This window comes from Staphylococcus sp. GDY8P126P (assembly GCF_017891965.1).
Lineage (GTDB): Bacteria > Bacillota > Bacilli > Staphylococcales > Staphylococcaceae > Staphylococcus > Staphylococcus saprophyticus.
The window spans coordinates 123,957-142,319 of record NZ_JAESKG010000001.1 but is presented as its reverse complement, the minus strand read 5'-3'; the positions used below and the strand labels follow the sequence as shown (position 1 = coordinate 142,319).

Below are 18,363 nucleotides of genomic sequence, written 5' to 3'. Positions count from 1 at the left end.
GCCTGTGTTTTTATATGCAAACAATTGGTTTAGTACTTTTATTTTCTATCTTGTTGTTTTTGATATAATGCGTTTAAACGAGCCTCATTCACTTCTGTTCTATCTCTTTCTAAATGATGATTAACAATGTAACTATCTCTAATAACATATTCCGTCATGATATAGTTTGGATACGTTGTTAAAATTTTTTGTTGCATTTGTGAAGTGATTGGTAACTGTACTGGTGCAAATTGTTGACCATTTTCAATAGCATGTACTAATTCAGCAATCACTTTTTGGTATGCTTTGATATCAATACCTAGATTGATTTCTTCTTTGTAAGGTTCAATAACTTTTAATGCTTTTCTAAAAGATTTGATAGCACCTTTATCATTTTCTCTACGAAAGTGATAACATCCAGTTGCAAATAAAATTAAACTGACGACAGCGTCATCCTTACTGAAAGATTTATTTTCCTTCCAAGCTTCCTCTAAAATGTCATGACATAAAAAGTAATGTTGATTCGTATGAAATTGAAAATAAAATTCCTTTAATGCATTTTCCATAAAAAACCGCTCCAAATTTAAATGTTTTCATTAAACATGCTATAATACTTTAGTGAATTACGCACTTAACTTGCGATATGAGGTAGATAAAATGTACGAAGTAAAACTAGATGCCTTTAATGGACCATTAGATTTATTATTGCATCTTATACAAAAAATTGAAATTGATATTTATGATATTCCTATGAAAGCATTAACTGAGCAGTATATGCAATATATACATACGATGAATCAATTAGAAATTAATATTGCTAGTGAATACTTAGTCATGGCTTCAGAATTATTGATGATAAAAAGTAAAATGCTTCTACCTCAAACGAATGAAGTGGAAGATTTAGATGATGATCCACGAGACGAATTGGTGGGTCGTTTAATCGAATATCAAAATTATAAAGCCTACACTGAATTTTTAAATGAACGTAAAGTCGAACGTGCTTTATATTTTTCTAAACATCCAACGGATTTATCCCATTTAGAATCCAATGAAACATGGAGCCCAGATAATACAATTGATTTAACAGAATTAATCATTGCCTATCAAAAAGTAAAAAACAGAGTTGAGTTCCATACACCTAAAACAGTAGATATACGTAAAGAAACATTCACAATACAACAAGCAACTTCACAAGTCACTGATAAATTAAAGCAGCATGAGTCCTTTAACTTCTTTAGCTTATTTAATTTTACAGAACCGATAGAAATGGTAGTGACACATTTCTTAGCTATACTTGAAATGTCGAAATCCGGTATAGTAAATATTGAACAAGCAAAAAGTTTTGATGATATTAATATTTTAAGAGGAGTAAACTATGGCGTTGCAAGATAAAGGCATATTAGAAGCACTACTATACACAGCCGGAGACGAAGGTTTGGATCAACAGCAACTACTAGAAATTTTAGAAATTGAACCAACAACATTAACAGAATTAATTGAAGCGTATGATTCACCCGGTTTAACGATTCAACACTACGGTAATACTTATGTATTAACTACCAAGAAAGAAGCATCTGATTATATCGAACAATTAATTGAACAAAAATCAAAAATGAAATTATCACAAGCTGCAATGGAATCTTTATCCATCATTGCATATAATCAGCCCTTATCACGCAGTGATATTGAACTAATTAGAGGTATTAATTCAGACGGCGCTGTTAAAACATTAATCGCTCGCGGTTTAGTAGAAGCTAAAGAGGAAGCCGATTCTAGAAGTCATCAACTTTATACCACTGAACTATTTTTAAACGTATTTGGTATTGAACATTTAGACGATTTACCTACTACAGACGAAGAAGATGAAGAAATCGAAGCGTTCTTTAGTAACTTAGTTAATCAAAAAGGAGATAATCATGAATAAAGATACAGAAAGACTTCAAAAACGTATTGCCAACAGTGGCTATACTTCACGTAGAAAAGCAGAAACTTTAATTACTGAAGGCAAAGTAAAAGTGAATGGCACAGTTGAAACTGAATTAGGCACTAAAGTTAAACCTTCTGATAGCATCGAAGTAGAGGGTATCAAATTAGAACAAGAAGACAAATTATATATACTATTTTATAAACCTGCACAAGTCATCACCAGTGTTTCAGATGACAGAGGGCGTAAAGTTGTAACTGACTACTTTAAACAAATTAAAACAAGAATTTATCCAGTTGGCCGTTTAGATTATGATACATCTGGTTTATTATTACTGACAAATGACGGCGAATTCACTAATCTTATGACACATCCACGTTATAAAATAAAGAAAAAATATGTAGTAAAATTAAAAGGTTATCTCATGCGTGAAGAAGTGAAATCGCTTGAACAAGGTGTCCAACTAGAAGATGGTGTTACTCAACCTGCTATAATTAAAGTGAAAAATCAAGATAAAGATAAAAACACAACATTAGTTGAAATCACTATTACTGAAGGACGTAATCGACAAGTGCGTCGCATGTTTGAACATTTTGGACATCAAGTAACCAAATTGCAACGCATTGAATTTGGACCATTAAACTTGAAAGGTTTAAATGCTGGTGAAGGTAGAGTACTTACGCCACACGAAGTTAAAATGATACGCCAAATTGCAGAACACGGTAATTAATCTGAATTTAAATTATCAACTATGATAATTTTTTCACAAACTTTTTCTTCATAACCACTTTTAACCTTAAAGCTATGATATAATATGGTTGAATTAGAAAGTTAGTCGTGTGGGAGGTATATACGTATGTCAAACGAAATACTAATTGTAGACGATGAAGATCGTATTAGAAGATTATTGAAACTATATCTCGAAAGAGAATCTTTTGAAATACATGAAGCAAATGATGGAAATGAAGCATATAGAATGGCAATGGAACATGACTATGCTTGCATTTTATTAGATTTGATGCTACCTGAAATGGATGGCATTACCGTTGCGTCTAAATTAAGAGAGCATAAGGAAACACCCATTATCATGTTAACTGCTAAAGGTGAGGAAACAAATCGTGTAGAAGGATTTGAATCTGGTGCGGATGACTACATCGTAAAACCATTCTCTCCAAGAGAAGTGGTCCTACGTGTTAAAGCATTATTAAGACGTACACAAGTGGCAACTGCCGAACAAAGCGAACCACATGCACGTGATTTAATAGAATTTGATCACTTAGTGATTGATAACGATGCACATAGAGTGTTGGCAGATGGTAGTCAAGTGAATTTAACACCTAAAGAATATGAATTATTGATCTTCCTAGCAAAAACACCTAATAAAGTATTTGATAGAGAACAATTACTAAAAGAAGTATGGCATTATGAGTTCTATGGTGACTTGCGAACTGTAGATACTCACGTTAAACGTTTAAGAGAGAAATTAAATCGTGTATCAGAGGACGCTGCACATATGATACAAACTGTATGGGGTGTTGGTTATAAATTTGAAATCAAATCAAATAATGAATCAACTCAATAGCGTCGTCATTAAACTGTGGTTAACTATTATTTTTATAGTGACTACAGTTTTAATTTTATTAAGTGCAGCGCTTATAACGTTTATACAATCTTATTTCACGCAAGAAACAGAAGACTCATTATTAAAAGATGCAAAACGAATTAGTCAACTTTTAGAAAGCGCAGATAATAGAGAAACTGCAATTCAACATAGTAGAAAATTAATCGAAGGACCAGTTGGACTTATCATAATGAATGATAAGCATATAGATAGACAGGATAAAGATAAAACGAAAAACAAAATGGTCAAAGAAATTAAAAAAAGCAATGATTACAATCAAGTATTTAATAATGGTAAACAAGTTTCTGAACATGTCACCTTAAATATGAATGGAAATCAACGAACTTATGTATTAATCGGTTATCCTACAAAAGCCATTTCATCAGCGGATAATCACACAAATAAGTTTAGTGGTGTATTCATTTATCAAGACTTAAAAACGATTGAAGACACAAACAATGTCATTACCGTTATCATTTTAATTATTGCGATTATCTTTTTAGCGATAACAACTATCTTTGCCTTCTTCTTATCTTCTAGAATTACAAAGCCTTTAAGAAATTTAAGAACACAAGCGTTAAAAGTATCTAAAGGTGATTATGCGCAAGTTGTCCCAGTCAATTCGCGAGATGAAATAGGGGAATTATCACGCGCATTTAATACAATGAGTTCCGAAATACAGCAACACATTGACGCGTTATCTTCATCTAAAAATATCCGCGATAGTCTAATCAATTCAATGGTAGAAGGCGTATTAGGCTTTAATGATAAAAAAGAAATTATCATTTCAAACAAAATGGCTAATACTACATTGCAAATGTTAGATGATTTTGCTTTAGAAAAACTTGATGAACAAAATGAACTTACATTTAAAAATAAAAAAACGCAATTTGAAGTTTATGAAATTAACACGCGCTATTTTGTAATTATTACAAGTTATATCGAACAAATTCAACCTGATGGTCGTAGTGGTATTGTAGCTATCATTCGTGACATGACTAACGAACATAATATGGACCAAATGAAAAAAGACTTTATTGCGAATGTATCACATGAATTACGCACGCCTATATCTTTACTGCAAGGGTATACAGAATCCATCGTTGATGGTATCGTCACCGAACCTGCAGAAATTCATGAGTCACTTTCAATTGTGTTAGATGAAACAAAACGCTTGAACAGATTAGTGAATGAGTTATTAAATGTTGCTCGTATGGACGCAGAAGGATTAACTGTAGAAAAAGTTGTTCAACCCATTGATCATTTGCTTGATAAGGTGCAACAAAAGTATCAAAAACATGCTAAAGATTTAGGTTTAAATATGAATTTAAGTCCAAATACTCACAATCAGATGTGGTATTATGATTCTGATAGAATTGAACAAGTATTAACCAATCTTATAGACAATGCTTCAAGATATACTGAACCAGGTGACGAAATAAAGATTGAGTATGGAGAAACGCAAACTGAAAATATCCTTTATATTAGTGACACTGGATCAGGCATAGCACCTGAACATTTACAACAAGTATTTGATAGATTCTATAAAGTAGACACTGCTCGTAAAAGAGGTAAACAAGGAACAGGATTAGGATTGTTCATATGTCGCATGATTATACACGAGCATGGTGGTACTATCGATGTTAAAAGTACGCTTGGTAAAGGGACTACATTTATCATCACTTTACCAAAACCTAAAACAAACTGATTTATCTTTAATAATTCTAATCTATTACAAATCCGTTACAAGCGTGGTACTACTACGGCTTGTGACGGATTATTTTCGTTGGTAGCTTGAATTTAATTTTATTTTTAATCATTTTATCACATGTGTAGTACACACAATGGCTAGGCAATGAGTTATTTTAAGCAATTCTATTGTTTTTATCTGACTAATAAGCTATGATAAATTTATAAAATTTAAGAAATTCATCTTCGGGGTAGGGTGCAATTCCCAACCGGCAGTAAATAAAGCCTGCGACCCATTTTATTATATATAATAAAATGGCTGATCTAGTGAAAATCTAGAGCCGACAGTAAAGTCTGGATGGGAGAAGATGGAGGACATGATTTGTTGTGCAATTTATTCCTCCTATTCTATGTAAGATGAATGGAAGGAGACAATTAAATATGCATCAACAAACAAAAAGACTCATTACCATAAGTATGTTGAGTGCGGTGGCTTTCATTTTAATGTTTATAAAATTTCCAATACCATTTTTGCCACCTTATTTAACGTTAGATTTTGGTGATGTTCCCGCGTTATTAGCAACATTTATTTTAGGACCTGTAGCAGGTCTTATTGTAGAATTCATAAAAAATTTACTCAACTTTTTATTTAACATAGGTGATCCAGTTGGACCAGTTGCAAATTTTTTAGCAGCATCTAGCTTTTTATTAACAGCTTATTTTGTAACGAAATATAAAGATAAAATTAAGTCACAAATTGTTGGACTAAGTATTGCGACAGTAGTTATGACAATTGTATTAAGTATACTGAACTATTTCGTTTTACTCCCACTGTATGGCATGATTATGAATCTATCTGACGTTGTTGAAAATGTAAAAATCGTCATCGTATCTGGTGTGATTCCCTTTAATATCATTAAAGGTATTGTCATCTCTATCATATTTATTTTGTTATACGACAGACTAAAAAATGTCTTACCTAAATAAAATTTAATAAAAGAAAGATAGATAAAACGAGCCATTATATATTGATATCACGGCTCGTTTTATCTATCGCTTTAAAAAAATAAAAAGTTAGCAAATGTCACAGTGATGACGTTACTAACATGGTTGTATATAAATACTATTTTGCAATAATAGCATTATTCAAATTTTAATGCATCGCCATCAAATGATTCCTCTTCAATTTTAATTGAATCCGTAGGACAACCATCTAATGCATCTTCCATGTCTTCATATAGTTCTTCTGGCACTTCCGCAGTACCTTGATTATCATCTAGAATAACATATGCAATACCTTCGTCATCATAGTCATAAATATCAGGGGCAGCGGCACCACAAGCACCACATGCAATGCATGTATCCATATCTACAATTGTATATTTAGCCAATTGCTTCGCCTCCTTTGACAAAAATGCTACAATAATTACACAAATATTATTGTAATCACAGTTTATCGTTTTTTCAAATGTTTTCGATTTATAAGATGAGGGAGCGTCTATGTATAATATAATTCATTTTGCATACACAAATGCACATAATTACAAAACCGAAAAAAGTATATTTAATATTATCACAGGGAAAAAGTCTCATCAAACGTTTTTTGACGCCTGTAGTCAACAACTATTGTCATTGTATCATAGCTTACCTAATTTAAAATATCCGTCGTTTGAGCGATATTCTAATAATTTTAACATTGAAACAGCGCAATATCAAAGTATCATTAATCATCCTCGACACACATACGACAGTCTTGTGAACACGTTTAATGCAATTCAATTGTTAACTCAGACACTTTCCAATACTGGCCATGCTATTTATGAATTTATACCGATCACACAACATCGTACTGTGCAAAAACAAGTTAAACAACTATATAAAAAAATAACTGATGAAGATTTAAAATCTCGATTCATCGAAGAACTTACAAACTTATTTCATACGTTATCAGAAAAAAACAATCATGTTTATCTCCATTACTATTTACAAGGTTTTGAAGAAAGCATGTACACTAGACAACAAGTAAGTTTAATTGAATCTGTATCTCAAGAACACTTATATGAATTGGAAATAAGAGATTTAGTTACTTTAATGTATGAAATAGAAGATGATTCACAATATCCTTTATTAAATCAACTTATTATATTACCTGCTTTATTACATAAGACAACATTAACTTATGAAGGTATAAAACAAGGCATGCATTTTGATAAATTAGCAGCTCAACAAAATGTTAAACAAAATACGATACAAGATCATATCTTAGAATTATTTATCAAAGGTTATTTAACAGATTATCATTCATTTTTAATACATAAAACTTATGAACAATTTATTCCACATTACTTGTCAAACCGCAGTGAACGTTTAAGAAACTATAAAACTATATTTCCAGATCTTAGTTATTTTGAAATTAAATTAATCATTGTTGGCATTGAAAGAGGTGATTTGCATGCTTAATGAAGCGTTAAAAAAACACTTTGGTTTTGATACTTTTAAACCTGGACAAAAAGAAATCATAACGCATGTACTTGAAAAGAAAGATACATTAGGTATTTTACCAACTGGAAGTGGCAAAAGCCTATGCTATCAATTGCCAACATATATAAATCAACAACCAACACTAATCATCTCTCCATTAATCTCATTAATGGATGATCAAGTCATGCAACTTAAACTACATGGTGAGCATCATGTAGCTTGCATTCACTCAGGAATGGATGAACATGAAAGGGCTCAAAACATTAAACAATTGACGAAAAGTCGCTTTATTTTCTTAAGTCCTGAATTTCTACTACAACCTCATAACTTTAAATTAATAAAACATATAAATCTAGGAATCATCGTATTAGATGAGGCACACTGTCTCTCAGAATGGGGTTATGATTTCCGACCGCATTACGCCTTAGTTGGCAAAATCGTCAACCATTTTCATAACGCTACTGTATTAGCTTTAACAGCAACAGCACCATCCTATTTAACATTTGATTTAGAGCAAATATTAAATAAATCTTTTCATATCGTAAAGACAACCATGAATAGAGATAATATTTCGTTATCGCATAAAAACTTTGCTGATGATGATGAGAAGTTGAAATGGTTACTACCTTCATTAGAACACGCTGGTCCAACAATTATCTATGTATCATCTAAAAAAATGTGTCTATTATTAGCGCAACAAATATACAACTATGGCTTTTTAACTGGTATTTATCATGGTGACTTATCTTATCAGGAGCGTCATACGGTACAACATCAATTTTTAAATAATGAAATCCCAATCATTGTTGCTACAAGTGCATTTGGTATGGGCATTAATAAAAAAGACATCCGAACAATTATCCATTTTCATTTATCTACAAGTCCTTCTAATTATATGCAAGAAATAGGTCGTGCTGGTCGTGACGGGGGACAAAGTCAAGCCATTAGTCTTTATCAACCAGATGATCGCTTTTTATTAGAAACACTATTATTTACCGATATGATAACGATGGAGGATGTTGAAACATTCGAACTCGGTCAATTTTTGCCTCCTGAAAAATCAGAAGTTCTACAAATACTTTATAGCTATTATACATATCAACAATTACGTAATATATTCGAGATTTCATACAAACGTAAACATTTAGGATATATGCGCATGTTAGGCTATAAGCATCTTGATCAATGTCGACGTGCTTATATGATAGAATTCTTTAACGAACAATTGAGCGAAAAACCAAACCAGTGCTGTGATAATGATTCTAAAATTAATGCAATAAATATATTAAATAGAAAAAAAGTTAAAAGAAAAATGGATTTTAATGAAAAAATACAAAATTTATTTAAATAATAGACAATCACTTTACTTCATATTTTCAATCAAGCTATAATACGGTGTATACACTTGTTTAATAGTAATTTTTCTTCAAAAAGTTATACATATTTACAATCTTTCAGGGTAAAACAGTATATACTTAAATAAAAAAAGGAAGGATGATGAATTTGTCTAACAACAATTTTAAAGATGATTTTGAAAAAAATCGTCAATCCATTGATCCAAAAGAACACCAAGAAAATACTCAAGACTCGGTTAACGATTCAGTTGACAATGTAAAAGAGGAAGTGTCTAATAAATCAGATGAACAATTTCCTCCTAGAAATGCTCAACGCAGACAACGTCGAAGAGACACAGCAACAAATCAAAGAGAAGATGAGCAGTCTAACCAAGAACATCACAACGAAAATAATGATGTTGGTGATCGTGATAATGGTTTACAACACGAAGACAATTCTTCAAGAGATTCAAATGCAGACAAAGAATCTAATGATCCTTCACAAAATAACAATTTGATTCACGAATCATCAAACAATCAGCAATCTGAAAATCGTCATGATATAAATAATGAAAAAGTTCAATCTGACGAAGATAGCAATAATAAAAAAGGTGCTGCTATCGCCAGTAGTGGTGCTGCAGGCGCTGGTGCTTATGCTGCTAGTAAACATAACGATGCAGCTTCAAGTTCTAAAGACCATAACGATAAAGCGCATCAACAAAATCAAGATTGGGAACAATCCAATCAAACGAATGATTCGACAGAAACGCAAGATGAAAATACAAACAATCATGATTCTAAGAAAAAAGGTGCTGCTGTAGCAGGTGGCGCTGCCGCTGCTGGAGCTGGTGCTTATGCAGCTGGCAAGCATAAAGGCAAAAAAGATAAAAATGATAATAAACCAGAACAAAATGAATCCAAATCTGACGTTAAAAACGAAGAAAAACATGGTTCTAAGAAAAAAGGTGCTGCTGTAGCAGGCGGTGCAGCAGCTGCTGGTACTGGCGCTGCCGCTGCTTCACATTCTAAATCAAGTACTGGCAATGGTGGTAATGGTAATGGTGGCAACGGCGGAAATGGTAATAATGGTGACAATAACCATGATTCTGAAGATAACAACAAGAAAAAAGGTGGTTTACTTGGTAAACTCCTCCCAATTATAGCAGCTATTTTAATCTTAGCCGCTATAGGTATCTTTGGTGGTATGGCGTTAACAGGTAACAACGATGATAAAGGCAGCGACGATGACAAAAAAGTAGCTGACAACAAAGATAAAGATTCTGATAAAGCTAAAGATGCTGATTCTGATAAAGACAGTAAATCAGCTAAAGATAAAGACAAAGCTAAAGATGATGACAATAATCAAGCTACAACAGATTCTGATAGTAGTGATAGCTCTGATAATGCCAATTCTGATTCTGACCAAGGTAACAACGATTCACAAGATCAAGCTAACAGCGATCAAAACCAAGGCACACAAGATGAACAAAATAGTCAAAACAATCAAGATCAACAAAGCGATCAATCACAACAAAATGATCAAGCTAATAGCAATCAAAATGGTTCATCAGACCAGTCACAAAATGCATCAAACGATAGCAACCAACAAAATAATCAATCTTCAAATAGCAATTCTGGACAACGCACTCACGTTGTAAATGGACAAAATTTATATAGAATTGCGATCCAATACTATGGTGAAGGTACTCCAGAAAATGTAGAAAAAATCAGGGAAGCAAATAATATTCAAGGCAACGACATTCATAATGGTCAACGTCTTGTGATACCACAATAATTTTCTTTACTACTGATAATTTTTATGGATAACTATTAAATAGAGTAGCTATCAAATTATAGATAAACCCTGCGCACATATTTGCGTAGGGTTTATCTATGTTTATTTATCGAGTTAAATATTAAATAATATAATTTTCTTTCAAGCATAAACCTTATGAATTCAATTGTTATAAAGTTTTCAAATTCTTTAATTTGGAATTTTTAAAACTATTGGTATAATGTATGGGTGGTAAAAGGAGGACGAATAAAGTATGCAAACAGTTGAAAGTATCATAATAGGTGGCGGTCCTTGTGGATTAAGTGCTGCCATTGAGCAAAAGAAAAAAGGAATAGATACATTAGTTATTGAAAAAGGTAATGTTGTAGACGCGATTTATAATTATCCTACACACCAAACATTCTTTTCTTCTAGTGACAAATTAAGTATTGGGGACATACCTTTTATAGTTGAAGAAAGCAAGCCGCATAGAAATCAAGCACTGGTTTATTATAGAGCTGTAGTTAAACACCATCAGTTACGAATCAATGCTTTCGAAGAAGTCCTCACTGTAAAAAAAATCAATAACCGTTTCACAATTACAACTACGAAAGATGTTTATCAATGTAGATTTCTCACTGTAGCAACAGGATACTATGGACATCACAATCAACTTGAAGTCGAAGGTGCAGAACTTTCAAAAGTAATGCATTATTTTAAAGAGGCGCATCCTTACTTCGATCAAAATGTTGTCATCATAGGCGGTAAAAACTCAGCAGTCGATGCTGCTTTAGAACTTGAAAAAGCAGGCGCAAATGTCACAGTTATTTATCGTGGCAATGAATATCCAAAAGCGATCAAACCATGGATACTTCCTAATTTCGAATCGCTTGTACGACATGAAAAAATCGATATGGCATTTAATGCAAATGTCACTAAAATTACTGAGGATAGTGTTTTCTATGAACAGGGTGGCCAAACATTTGAGATAGCCAATGACTATGTGTTTGCCATGATTGGTTATCACCCAGATTACGAATTCTTACAATCTATCGGCATTGAAATTAATCAAAATGAATATGGTACTGCACCTGTATATAATAAAGAAACATATGAAACTAATGTTGAAAATTGCTATATAGCTGGTGTCATAGCTGCTGGTAATGATGCAAATACAATTTTTATTGAAAATGGCAAATACCATGGCGGTATTATTACACAAAGTATCTTATCAAAAAAACAAACACCTTTAGAATCTTAAATTCCTAAGATATAAAAAGCTGAGACAACTAAAAATTGTCTCAGCTTTTTATAATTCAAATAGTATACTTAATCATTTTAAAGTTGTGATTCAAAGTATCGTTTTAATTGTTTAAATGTTAAATCATTACTTAATCCAACTAGAAGTTTTAACCTAGCTTTAGGACCATTTAAACCATTTGAGAAAATAACACCTTTATCTGCTAAGGTTGCACCGCCACCTTCATAAGCATAAATTGGTCCTACAATACCGTTAAATGATCTAGATACTAAAATTATAGGTATGTTTTTATCTAAACATTTGTCTAGTCCTTCCAAACTTGTTGGTGGTAAATTACCTTGTCCAAGCGCTTCAATGATGATGCCATCAACATTATTATCACTATGAAACGTTAACACATCACTATTCATTCCCATATATGCCTTAACTAATGGAATATTTAAAGTATGGTCTATTTCATTTAAGATAAGATGCTCATATGGTTTATGGTGAAATTGAACGCTATTTTTAGTGACAACACCTAGTGGGCCATGATTAGGGCTTTGAAAAGTATTTGTATTTGATGTATGTGTTTTCGTAACGTTACGCGCAGTATGAATTTCATCATTAAACACTACCATGACACCCATATCTGAAGACTCGTCACTTGTTGCAACACGAATCGCAGATATGAAATTATATAAACCATCTGAACCTATTTCATTTGAAGAACGCATAGCACCAGTAATCGTAATAGGTTTTGAAATATCTGTTGTTAAATCCAGTAAATAAGCTGTTTCTTCTAGCGTATCTGTACCGTGAGTAATAACAAATCCATCATAAGATTCATTTTTAGTTGCTTCCTCAATAATTTCTTTCAACTTTTCCACATATTCAATATTCATATGCGGTGAAGGTACATTGAACGGTGTTATTTCTGTCACATTTGCATATTGCGCAATCACATCTTGATGATTAGATATAGGATTATCTTTATTTGTCACCACTTTGTTAGCTTCATCTTGTGACATGCTTATCGTTCCACCGGTATGTATAACAAGAACATTTTTCATGCTAGCATTCCTCCTATTTATAATATACATATTTATGATAAAATATTATTCATAAAACAACAAGGAAGGGTTACAAAAATGAAATTATTAAATATCGCACTAGATGGACCTGCTGCGGCTGGAAAAAGTACCATCGCTAAATTATTAGCAGCTAAATTATCTATGATTTATGTAGATACAGGCGCAATGTACCGCGCAATAACTTACAAATACTTACAACAAAACAAACCTGAAGATTTTGATCAACTTATAGAAACTACTGAATTGTCTTTAACTTATGATAAAGACAAAGGTCAAAGAGTTATTTTAGATAATCAAGATGTCACTGACTATTTAAGAGAAAACGATGTAACCAATCATGTTTCTTATGTTGCATCTAAAGAAGCGGTTAGAACATTTTCTGTAAACAAACAACAAGAATTAGCAGCTAAAAAAGGCATCGTAATGGATGGAAGAGATATTGGTACCGTTGTATTACCTGATGCAGATTTGAAAGTATATATGATTGCTTCAGTGGAAGAACGTGCAGTTCGAAGACAAAAAGATAATGAAGAACGCGGTATTGTTTCCAATGTTGAACAACTTAAGCAAGAAATTGCTGATCGAGATCAATATGATATGAACCGTGACATATCACCTTTGAAAAAAGCAGATGATGCGATTACAGTTGATACAACAGGAAAGAGCATAGAAATTGTTACACAAGAAATATTAGCACTTGTTCATAAAATTAGTTAATCTCAAATAATAGCTAGATATATAAAGCCCTTTCTTTCCAAATTGTGTAAAAAGGTTATATAATACAATTATCGGGTATAAAACTTACATGAATTTTTATACTAATACGAGCTGCATATAAAGTGAAATTGTAAAAAATAGGTAAACTTATTTAAAATTTAGTTAGCTAAATGACCCTATTTTACAGCATTTTAACAATTAATATTTGAATTCCTTAATTAAAGTGGAATTTCTTGACAATTTTGTCAGATTATAAGATGTTATAAATATGTAGTGTAATAAGGAGGCAGACAAGATGACTGAAGAGTTTAACGAATCAATGATTAATGACATTAAAGAAGGGGATAAAGTTACAGGCGAAGTTCAAGAAATTGAAGAAAAGCAAGTAATTGTTGCTGTTAATGGTGCAAAATTTAACGGTATTATCCCAATAAGTCAACTTTCAACACATCATATTGATAATCCTAGTGATGCTGTCAAAGTTGGTGATGAAATTGGTGCATATGTTACTAAAGTAGAATATGACGAAGAGAATGAAACGGGTGCTTACATCCTTTCGAAACGTCAACTTGAAACTGAAAAATCATATGAATTTTTACAAGAACAACTAGACAATAACCAAACAATTGAAGCTAAAGTCACTGAAGTTGTTAAAGGTGGTTTAGTGGTTGATGTTGGTCAAAGAGGATTTGTTCCGGCTTCATTAATTTCTACAGATTTCATTGAAGATTTCTCTGATTTTGAAGGTCAAGTTCTTAAATTAAAAGTAGAAGAATTAGACCCTGCAAATAATCGTGTCATTCTTAGTCGTAAAGCAGTAGAGGCATTGGAAAATGCAGAGAAAAAAGATGAATTATTGGAATCACTTAATGAAGGTGACGTTATAGAAGGTAAAGTTGCTCGACTTACAAACTTTGGTGCATTCGTAGATATAGGTGGCGTTGATGGACTTGTTCACGTTTCTGAATTATCACATGAACATGTAAAATCTCCTGAAGATGTGGTTTCAATTGGTGAAACGGTAAATGTGAAAATTAAATCTGTAGACAAAGATTCTGAACGCATTTCTTTATCTATTAAAGATACGTTACCTAGCCCATTTGAATCAATTAAAGGTGAATTCAACGAAGGCGATGTAATCGAAGGCACTGTCGTAAGATTAGCTAACTTTGGTGCATTTGTAGAAATTAAACCTGGTGTACAAGGTTTAGTGCATATTTCTGAAATTAGTCATTCACATATTGGTTCTCCAAGTGAAGCGTTAGAACCTGGCCAAGTCGTAAGTGTTAAAGTGCTTGGTGTAGATGTAGAGAATGAGCGTATTTCGTTATCTATAAAAGCTACGTTACCAAATGAAAATGTTATCGAAAGTGATAGTGAAACAACACAATCCTATTTAGATAATGGTTCTGATGACGAAGATAATCCAACATTGGGTGATGTATTCGGTGATAAATTAAAAGACTTTAAGTTTTAATACAAAGTATGATGCCAATTTTAAATCTTGTCCTAATGATAACTAGGGCAAGATTTCTTTTTTTGCCATAAAATTACAATGTAATAATTATAACAGTCATATTGTTTTAATATTTCTTTTTATTTATCTAACCCGTATGATAGAATTATAGAGATTAAAAAAGAGAGGAAGTTAGTTATGACTAAACCTATAGTAGCAATTGTTGGTAGGCCAAACGTTGGTAAATCGACAATTTTTAATAGAGTCGTAGGCGAGCGTGTATCGATTGTAGAAGATACGCCAGGAGTGACTCGTGATAGAATTTATTCATCAGGTGAATGGTTAACGCACGATTTTAATATCATTGACACGGGTGGTATTGAAATTGGAGATGCACCATTTCAAACTCAAATAAGAGCTCAAGCAGAAGTTGCAATTGATGAAGCTGATGTTATCATTTTCATGGTTAATGTAAGAGAAGGCTTAACTCAAAGTGATGAAATGGTTGCACAAATGTTATATAAATCAAAAAAACCTGTCGTGTTAGCCGTTAATAAAGTCGATAATCCAGAAATGAGAAATGAAATTTATGATTTTTATTCTCTTGGCTTTGGAGATCCATACCCAATATCCGGTTCACATGGACTTGGTCTAGGTGATTTATTAGATGCAGTTGTTAAACATTTTAAAGAAGAAGAACCTGATCCATATGATGATGATACAATTAGATTATCAATTATAGGACGTCCAAATGTAGGTAAATCAAGTTTAGTGAACGCTATCTTAGGTGAAGACCGCGTCATTGTTTCCAACGTAGCAGGCACAACACGTGATGCTGTAGATACTGAATATAGCTATGATGATCAAGACTATGTATTAATTGATACTGCCGGCATGCGTAAAAAGGGTAAAGTATATGAAAATACTGAAAAATACTCCGTTTTACGTGCACTAAAAGCAATAGAAAGATCGAACGTCATACTTATTGTCATAGATGCTGAACAAGGTATCATAGAACAAGACAAACGTGTTGCAGGATATGCGCATGAAGAAGGAAAAGCCATCGTTATCGTAGTTAATAAATGGGACACGGTAGATAAGGAAACAAATACAATGAAAAAATTCAAGGATGAAGTACGTAAAGAGTTTCAATTCTTGGACTATGCAGAAATAGCATTTGTTTCAGCTAAAGAAAAACAACGTCTTAGAACGTTATTCCCATATATTAAAGAAGCCAGTGAGAATCATAAAAAGCGTGTTCAAAGTTCTACACTTAATGAAGTTGTCACTGATGCTATATCAATGAACCCGACACCGACAGACAAAGGACGTCGTTTAAACGTATTTTATGCTACACAAGTTGCAATTGAACCACCAACATTTATCGTTTTTGTCAACGATGTAGAATTGATGCATTTTTCTTATAAACGTTATTTAGAGAATCAAATCAGGGCTGCATTTGGATTTGAAGGTACACCAGTGCATATTATAGCAAGAAAAAGAAATTAATCATCGGAGGGGATAGCATGTCTAAAGTTACCGTTTTTGGTACTGGAAGTTTCGGTACAGCATTAGCAAATGTCTTAGCCGAAAATGGACATCAAGTATTGATGTGGGGGAAAAACGAAACCACTATAAAAGAAATTAATGAACAACACATTAATAGTAAATATTTAAAAACCGCTGAGTTAAATAAAACTATTGAAGCAACACTTGATATTGAAACCGCTGTTGCTTTTGCTGATATTTATTTAATGGCACTACCTACCAAAGCGATGAGAGAAGTAGCTCAAACAATTGATTCGTTATTATCTAGTAAGAAAACGTTTATACACGTTGCTAAAGGTATTGAAAATGATACTTATAAACGCGTATCTGAAATGTTAGAAGATTCTATTTCACCTAAACATAATGCAGGAATTGGCGTACTATCAGGACCAAGTCATGCCGAAGAGGTAGTCATTAAACAACCTACAACAGTAGCAGCTTCTTCAAAATCAGAATCTGTACGGCAACTAACACAAGATTTATTTATGAATGATTATTTACGTGTTTACACAAATGAAGATCTCGTAGGTGTTGAACTCGGAGGCGCTCTAAAAAATATCATCGCTGTTGCAAGCGGTGTAATTTCAGGAATGGGCTTCGGAGATAATGCTAAAGCGGCATTGATGACTAGAGGTTTGGCTGAAATTAGTCGTTTAGGCGAAAAATTAGGTGCAGATCCTATTACTTTTCTTGGTTTAGGTGGTATTGGCGATTTAATTGTGACATGTACTTCAACACATTCCAGAAACTATACATTAGGCTATAAATTAGGTGAAGGAAAATCACTTGATACTGCTTTAAATGAAATGAATATGGTTGTGGAAGGTGTATATACAACAAAATCAGTTTACCATTTATCAAAAGAAGTCAATGTTGATATGCCAATAACAACCGCTCTATACAAAGTATTATTCGAAAATAGACCCGTAGATGAAAGCGTTAAAGATTTGATGGGACGAGGAAAGAAAGCAGAATAAAAGAGTATAATTACACTTTTTATAAAATATATAACAATTTGCTATCAAAATCCTATTATTTCAACGTTTTTTGCACATAAATCATTGCAGTAGCAGTAATCGTTGTGTTAAAGTCATACCATAATGATATTAAGTATCATTATAAACCCTAGGGGAGGTGAATTCATAATGAACAAGACAGATTTAATCAATGCTGTAGCAGAGCAAGCTGATTTAACTAAAAAAGAAGCTGGTTTAGCTGTAGATGCAGTATTCGAATCAATTCAATCATCACTTTCTAAAGGTGAAAAAGTACAATTAATTGGATTCGGTAACTTTGAAGTACGCGAACGCGCTGCTCGTAAAGGCCGTAACCCTCAAACTGGTAAAGAAATTGATATCCCTGCAAGCAAAGTTCCAGCATTCAAAGCTGGTAAAGCTTTAAAAGACGCAGTAAAATAATTCTTTACTAAAAGTGAAGCCCTTTTTAAGGGGCTTTTTCTTTTTTTATTAAGCTTTTAATTAAATACTTATCAATATAAACAAAAAC

General features: G+C 32.6%; 18 protein-coding genes and 1 riboswitch. Of the genes, 15 read left to right on the top strand and 3 right to left on the bottom strand.

Features of this window, described 5'->3' with window-relative positions:
* Positions 1–38: 38 nt before the first annotated feature.
* On the bottom strand, positions 39–545 hold the full coding sequence (locus KA893_RS00690) for a DUF309 domain-containing protein (protein ID WP_002483231.1): 507 nt from the start codon (positions 543–545) through the stop codon (positions 39–41).
* A gap of 91 nt (positions 546–636) precedes the next feature.
* Between KA893_RS00690 and KA893_RS00685 the strand changes: the two genes are divergently transcribed.
* The 6 genes from KA893_RS00685 to KA893_RS00660 all read left to right on the top strand — a co-directional run bounded on the left by KA893_RS00685 (position 637) and on the right by KA893_RS00660 (position 6,200).
* Positions 637–1,371: a segregation and condensation protein A gene (locus tag KA893_RS00685; RefSeq protein ID WP_041080657.1), complete on the top strand. Its 735-nt coding sequence runs from the start codon at positions 637–639 to the stop codon at positions 1,369–1,371.
* Entirely contained in the window at positions 1,355–1,903 is a 549-nt protein-coding gene (gene scpB / locus KA893_RS00680) for an SMC-Scp complex subunit ScpB (protein ID WP_002483233.1), read from the top strand. The genes KA893_RS00685 and scpB overlap by 17 nt, the downstream gene beginning before the upstream one ends.
* Positions 1,896–2,633 (top strand): pseudouridine synthase, encoded by a 738-nt coding sequence (locus KA893_RS00675; protein ID WP_002483234.1) that lies wholly within the window; start codon positions 1,896–1,898, stop codon positions 2,631–2,633. The genes scpB and KA893_RS00675 overlap by 8 nt, the downstream gene beginning before the upstream one ends.
* A gap of 126 nt (positions 2,634–2,759) precedes the next feature.
* Entirely contained in the window at positions 2,760–3,485 is a 726-nt protein-coding gene (locus KA893_RS00670) for a response regulator (RefSeq protein WP_011303060.1), read from the top strand.
* Entirely contained in the window at positions 3,469–5,232 is a 1,764-nt protein-coding gene (locus tag KA893_RS00665) for an ATP-binding protein (protein ID WP_037538600.1), read from the top strand. Before KA893_RS00670 ends, KA893_RS00665 begins: the two co-directional genes overlap by 17 nt.
* 219 nt (positions 5,233–5,451) lie before the next feature.
* Positions 5,452–5,587: riboswitch (FMN riboswitch) on the top strand.
* Between the two features lie 67 nt (positions 5,588–5,654).
* Entirely contained in the window at positions 5,655–6,200 is a 546-nt protein-coding gene (locus KA893_RS00660; protein ID WP_210125522.1) for an ECF transporter S component, read from the top strand.
* Positions 6,201–6,355: 155 nt separating this feature from the next.
* Here the strand turns inward: KA893_RS00660 and KA893_RS00655 are convergent, their stop codons facing one another.
* Positions 6,356–6,604 (bottom strand): ferredoxin, encoded by a 249-nt coding sequence (locus tag KA893_RS00655; RefSeq protein ID WP_002483238.1) that lies wholly within the window; start codon positions 6,602–6,604, stop codon positions 6,356–6,358.
* A 109-nt stretch (positions 6,605–6,713) separates the two neighbouring features.
* Between KA893_RS00655 and KA893_RS00650 the strand changes: the two genes are divergently transcribed.
* From KA893_RS00650 to ypdA, 4 genes are all read left to right on the top strand, one after another.
* Positions 6,714–7,673, top strand: a complete 960-nt coding sequence (locus tag KA893_RS00650; protein WP_002483239.1) for a helix-turn-helix domain-containing protein — start codon at positions 6,714–6,716, stop codon at positions 7,671–7,673.
* Positions 7,666–9,045, top strand: coding sequence for a RecQ family ATP-dependent DNA helicase (locus tag KA893_RS00645; RefSeq protein ID WP_041080659.1), 1,380 nt, complete (start codon positions 7,666–7,668; stop codon positions 9,043–9,045). Before KA893_RS00650 ends, KA893_RS00645 begins: the two co-directional genes overlap by 8 nt.
* 143 nt (positions 9,046–9,188) lie before the next feature.
* Positions 9,189–10,823 carry an elastin-binding protein EbpS gene (gene ebpS, locus KA893_RS00640; RefSeq protein WP_194375702.1) on the top strand — a complete coding sequence of 545 codons (1,635 nt, stop codon included), beginning with the start codon at positions 9,189–9,191 and terminating at the stop codon, positions 10,821–10,823.
* A 253-nt stretch (positions 10,824–11,076) separates the two neighbouring features.
* Positions 11,077–12,063, top strand: a complete 987-nt coding sequence (gene ypdA, locus KA893_RS00635; RefSeq protein WP_002483242.1) for a bacillithiol disulfide reductase YpdA — start codon at positions 11,077–11,079, stop codon at positions 12,061–12,063.
* A gap of 77 nt (positions 12,064–12,140) precedes the next feature.
* Here the strand turns inward: ypdA and KA893_RS00630 are convergent, their stop codons facing one another.
* Positions 12,141–13,115: an asparaginase gene (locus KA893_RS00630; protein ID WP_041080660.1), complete on the bottom strand. Its 975-nt coding sequence runs from the start codon at positions 13,113–13,115 to the stop codon at positions 12,141–12,143.
* A gap of 78 nt (positions 13,116–13,193) precedes the next feature.
* Between KA893_RS00630 and cmk the strand changes: the two genes are divergently transcribed.
* The 5 genes from cmk to KA893_RS00605 all read left to right on the top strand — a co-directional run bounded on the left by cmk (position 13,194) and on the right by KA893_RS00605 (position 18,275).
* Positions 13,194–13,853, top strand: a complete 660-nt coding sequence (cmk, locus tag KA893_RS00625) for a (d)CMP kinase (protein ID WP_002483244.1) — start codon at positions 13,194–13,196, stop codon at positions 13,851–13,853.
* Positions 13,854–14,148: 295 nt separating this feature from the next.
* Positions 14,149–15,330 carry a 30S ribosomal protein S1 gene (rpsA, locus tag KA893_RS00620; protein WP_002483245.1) on the top strand — a complete coding sequence of 394 codons (1,182 nt, stop codon included), beginning with the start codon at positions 14,149–14,151 and terminating at the stop codon, positions 15,328–15,330.
* A 177-nt stretch (positions 15,331–15,507) separates the two neighbouring features.
* Positions 15,508–16,818, top strand: coding sequence for a ribosome biogenesis GTPase Der (gene der, locus KA893_RS00615; RefSeq protein ID WP_002483246.1), 1,311 nt, complete (start codon positions 15,508–15,510; stop codon positions 16,816–16,818).
* A 17-nt stretch (positions 16,819–16,835) separates the two neighbouring features.
* A complete protein-coding gene (locus KA893_RS00610) occupies positions 16,836–17,834 on the top strand; it encodes an NAD(P)H-dependent glycerol-3-phosphate dehydrogenase (RefSeq protein WP_002483247.1) in 999 nt (332 codons plus the stop codon).
* Between the two features lie 168 nt (positions 17,835–18,002).
* Positions 18,003–18,275, top strand: a complete 273-nt coding sequence (locus tag KA893_RS00605; RefSeq protein ID WP_002483248.1) for an HU family DNA-binding protein — start codon at positions 18,003–18,005, stop codon at positions 18,273–18,275.
* Positions 18,276–18,363: the final 88 nt, after the last annotated feature.

Coding starts and splice junctions, on each gene's coding strand:
- KA893_RS00630 (WP_041080660.1), bottom strand. CDS start 13,115: ATGAAAAATGTTCTTGTTATACATACCGGTGGAACGATAAGCATGTCA.
- ypdA (WP_002483242.1), top strand. CDS start 11,077: ATGCAAACAGTTGAAAGTATCATAATAGGTGGCGGTCCTTGTGGATTA.
- ebpS (WP_194375702.1), top strand. CDS start 9,189: ATGATGAATTTGTCTAACAACAATTTTAAAGATGATTTTGAAAAAAAT.
- KA893_RS00690 (WP_002483231.1), bottom strand. CDS start 545: ATGGAAAATGCATTAAAGGAATTTTATTTTCAATTTCATACGAATCAA.
- KA893_RS00665 (WP_037538600.1), top strand. CDS start 3,469: ATGAATCAACTCAATAGCGTCGTCATTAAACTGTGGTTAACTATTATT.
- KA893_RS00685 (WP_041080657.1), top strand. CDS start 637: ATGTACGAAGTAAAACTAGATGCCTTTAATGGACCATTAGATTTATTA.
- KA893_RS00670 (WP_011303060.1), top strand. CDS start 2,760: ATGTCAAACGAAATACTAATTGTAGACGATGAAGATCGTATTAGAAGA.
- KA893_RS00610 (WP_002483247.1), top strand. CDS start 16,836: ATGTCTAAAGTTACCGTTTTTGGTACTGGAAGTTTCGGTACAGCATTA.
- KA893_RS00645 (WP_041080659.1), top strand. CDS start 7,666: ATGCTTAATGAAGCGTTAAAAAAACACTTTGGTTTTGATACTTTTAAA.
- KA893_RS00675 (WP_002483234.1), top strand. CDS start 1,896: ATGAATAAAGATACAGAAAGACTTCAAAAACGTATTGCCAACAGTGGC.
- scpB (WP_002483233.1), top strand. CDS start 1,355: ATGGCGTTGCAAGATAAAGGCATATTAGAAGCACTACTATACACAGCC.
- KA893_RS00650 (WP_002483239.1), top strand. CDS start 6,714: ATGTATAATATAATTCATTTTGCATACACAAATGCACATAATTACAAA.
- KA893_RS00660 (WP_210125522.1), top strand. CDS start 5,655: ATGCATCAACAAACAAAAAGACTCATTACCATAAGTATGTTGAGTGCG.
- der (WP_002483246.1), top strand. CDS start 15,508: ATGACTAAACCTATAGTAGCAATTGTTGGTAGGCCAAACGTTGGTAAA.
- cmk (WP_002483244.1), top strand. CDS start 13,194: ATGAAATTATTAAATATCGCACTAGATGGACCTGCTGCGGCTGGAAAA.
- KA893_RS00605 (WP_002483248.1), top strand. CDS start 18,003: ATGAACAAGACAGATTTAATCAATGCTGTAGCAGAGCAAGCTGATTTA.
- rpsA (WP_002483245.1), top strand. CDS start 14,149: ATGACTGAAGAGTTTAACGAATCAATGATTAATGACATTAAAGAAGGG.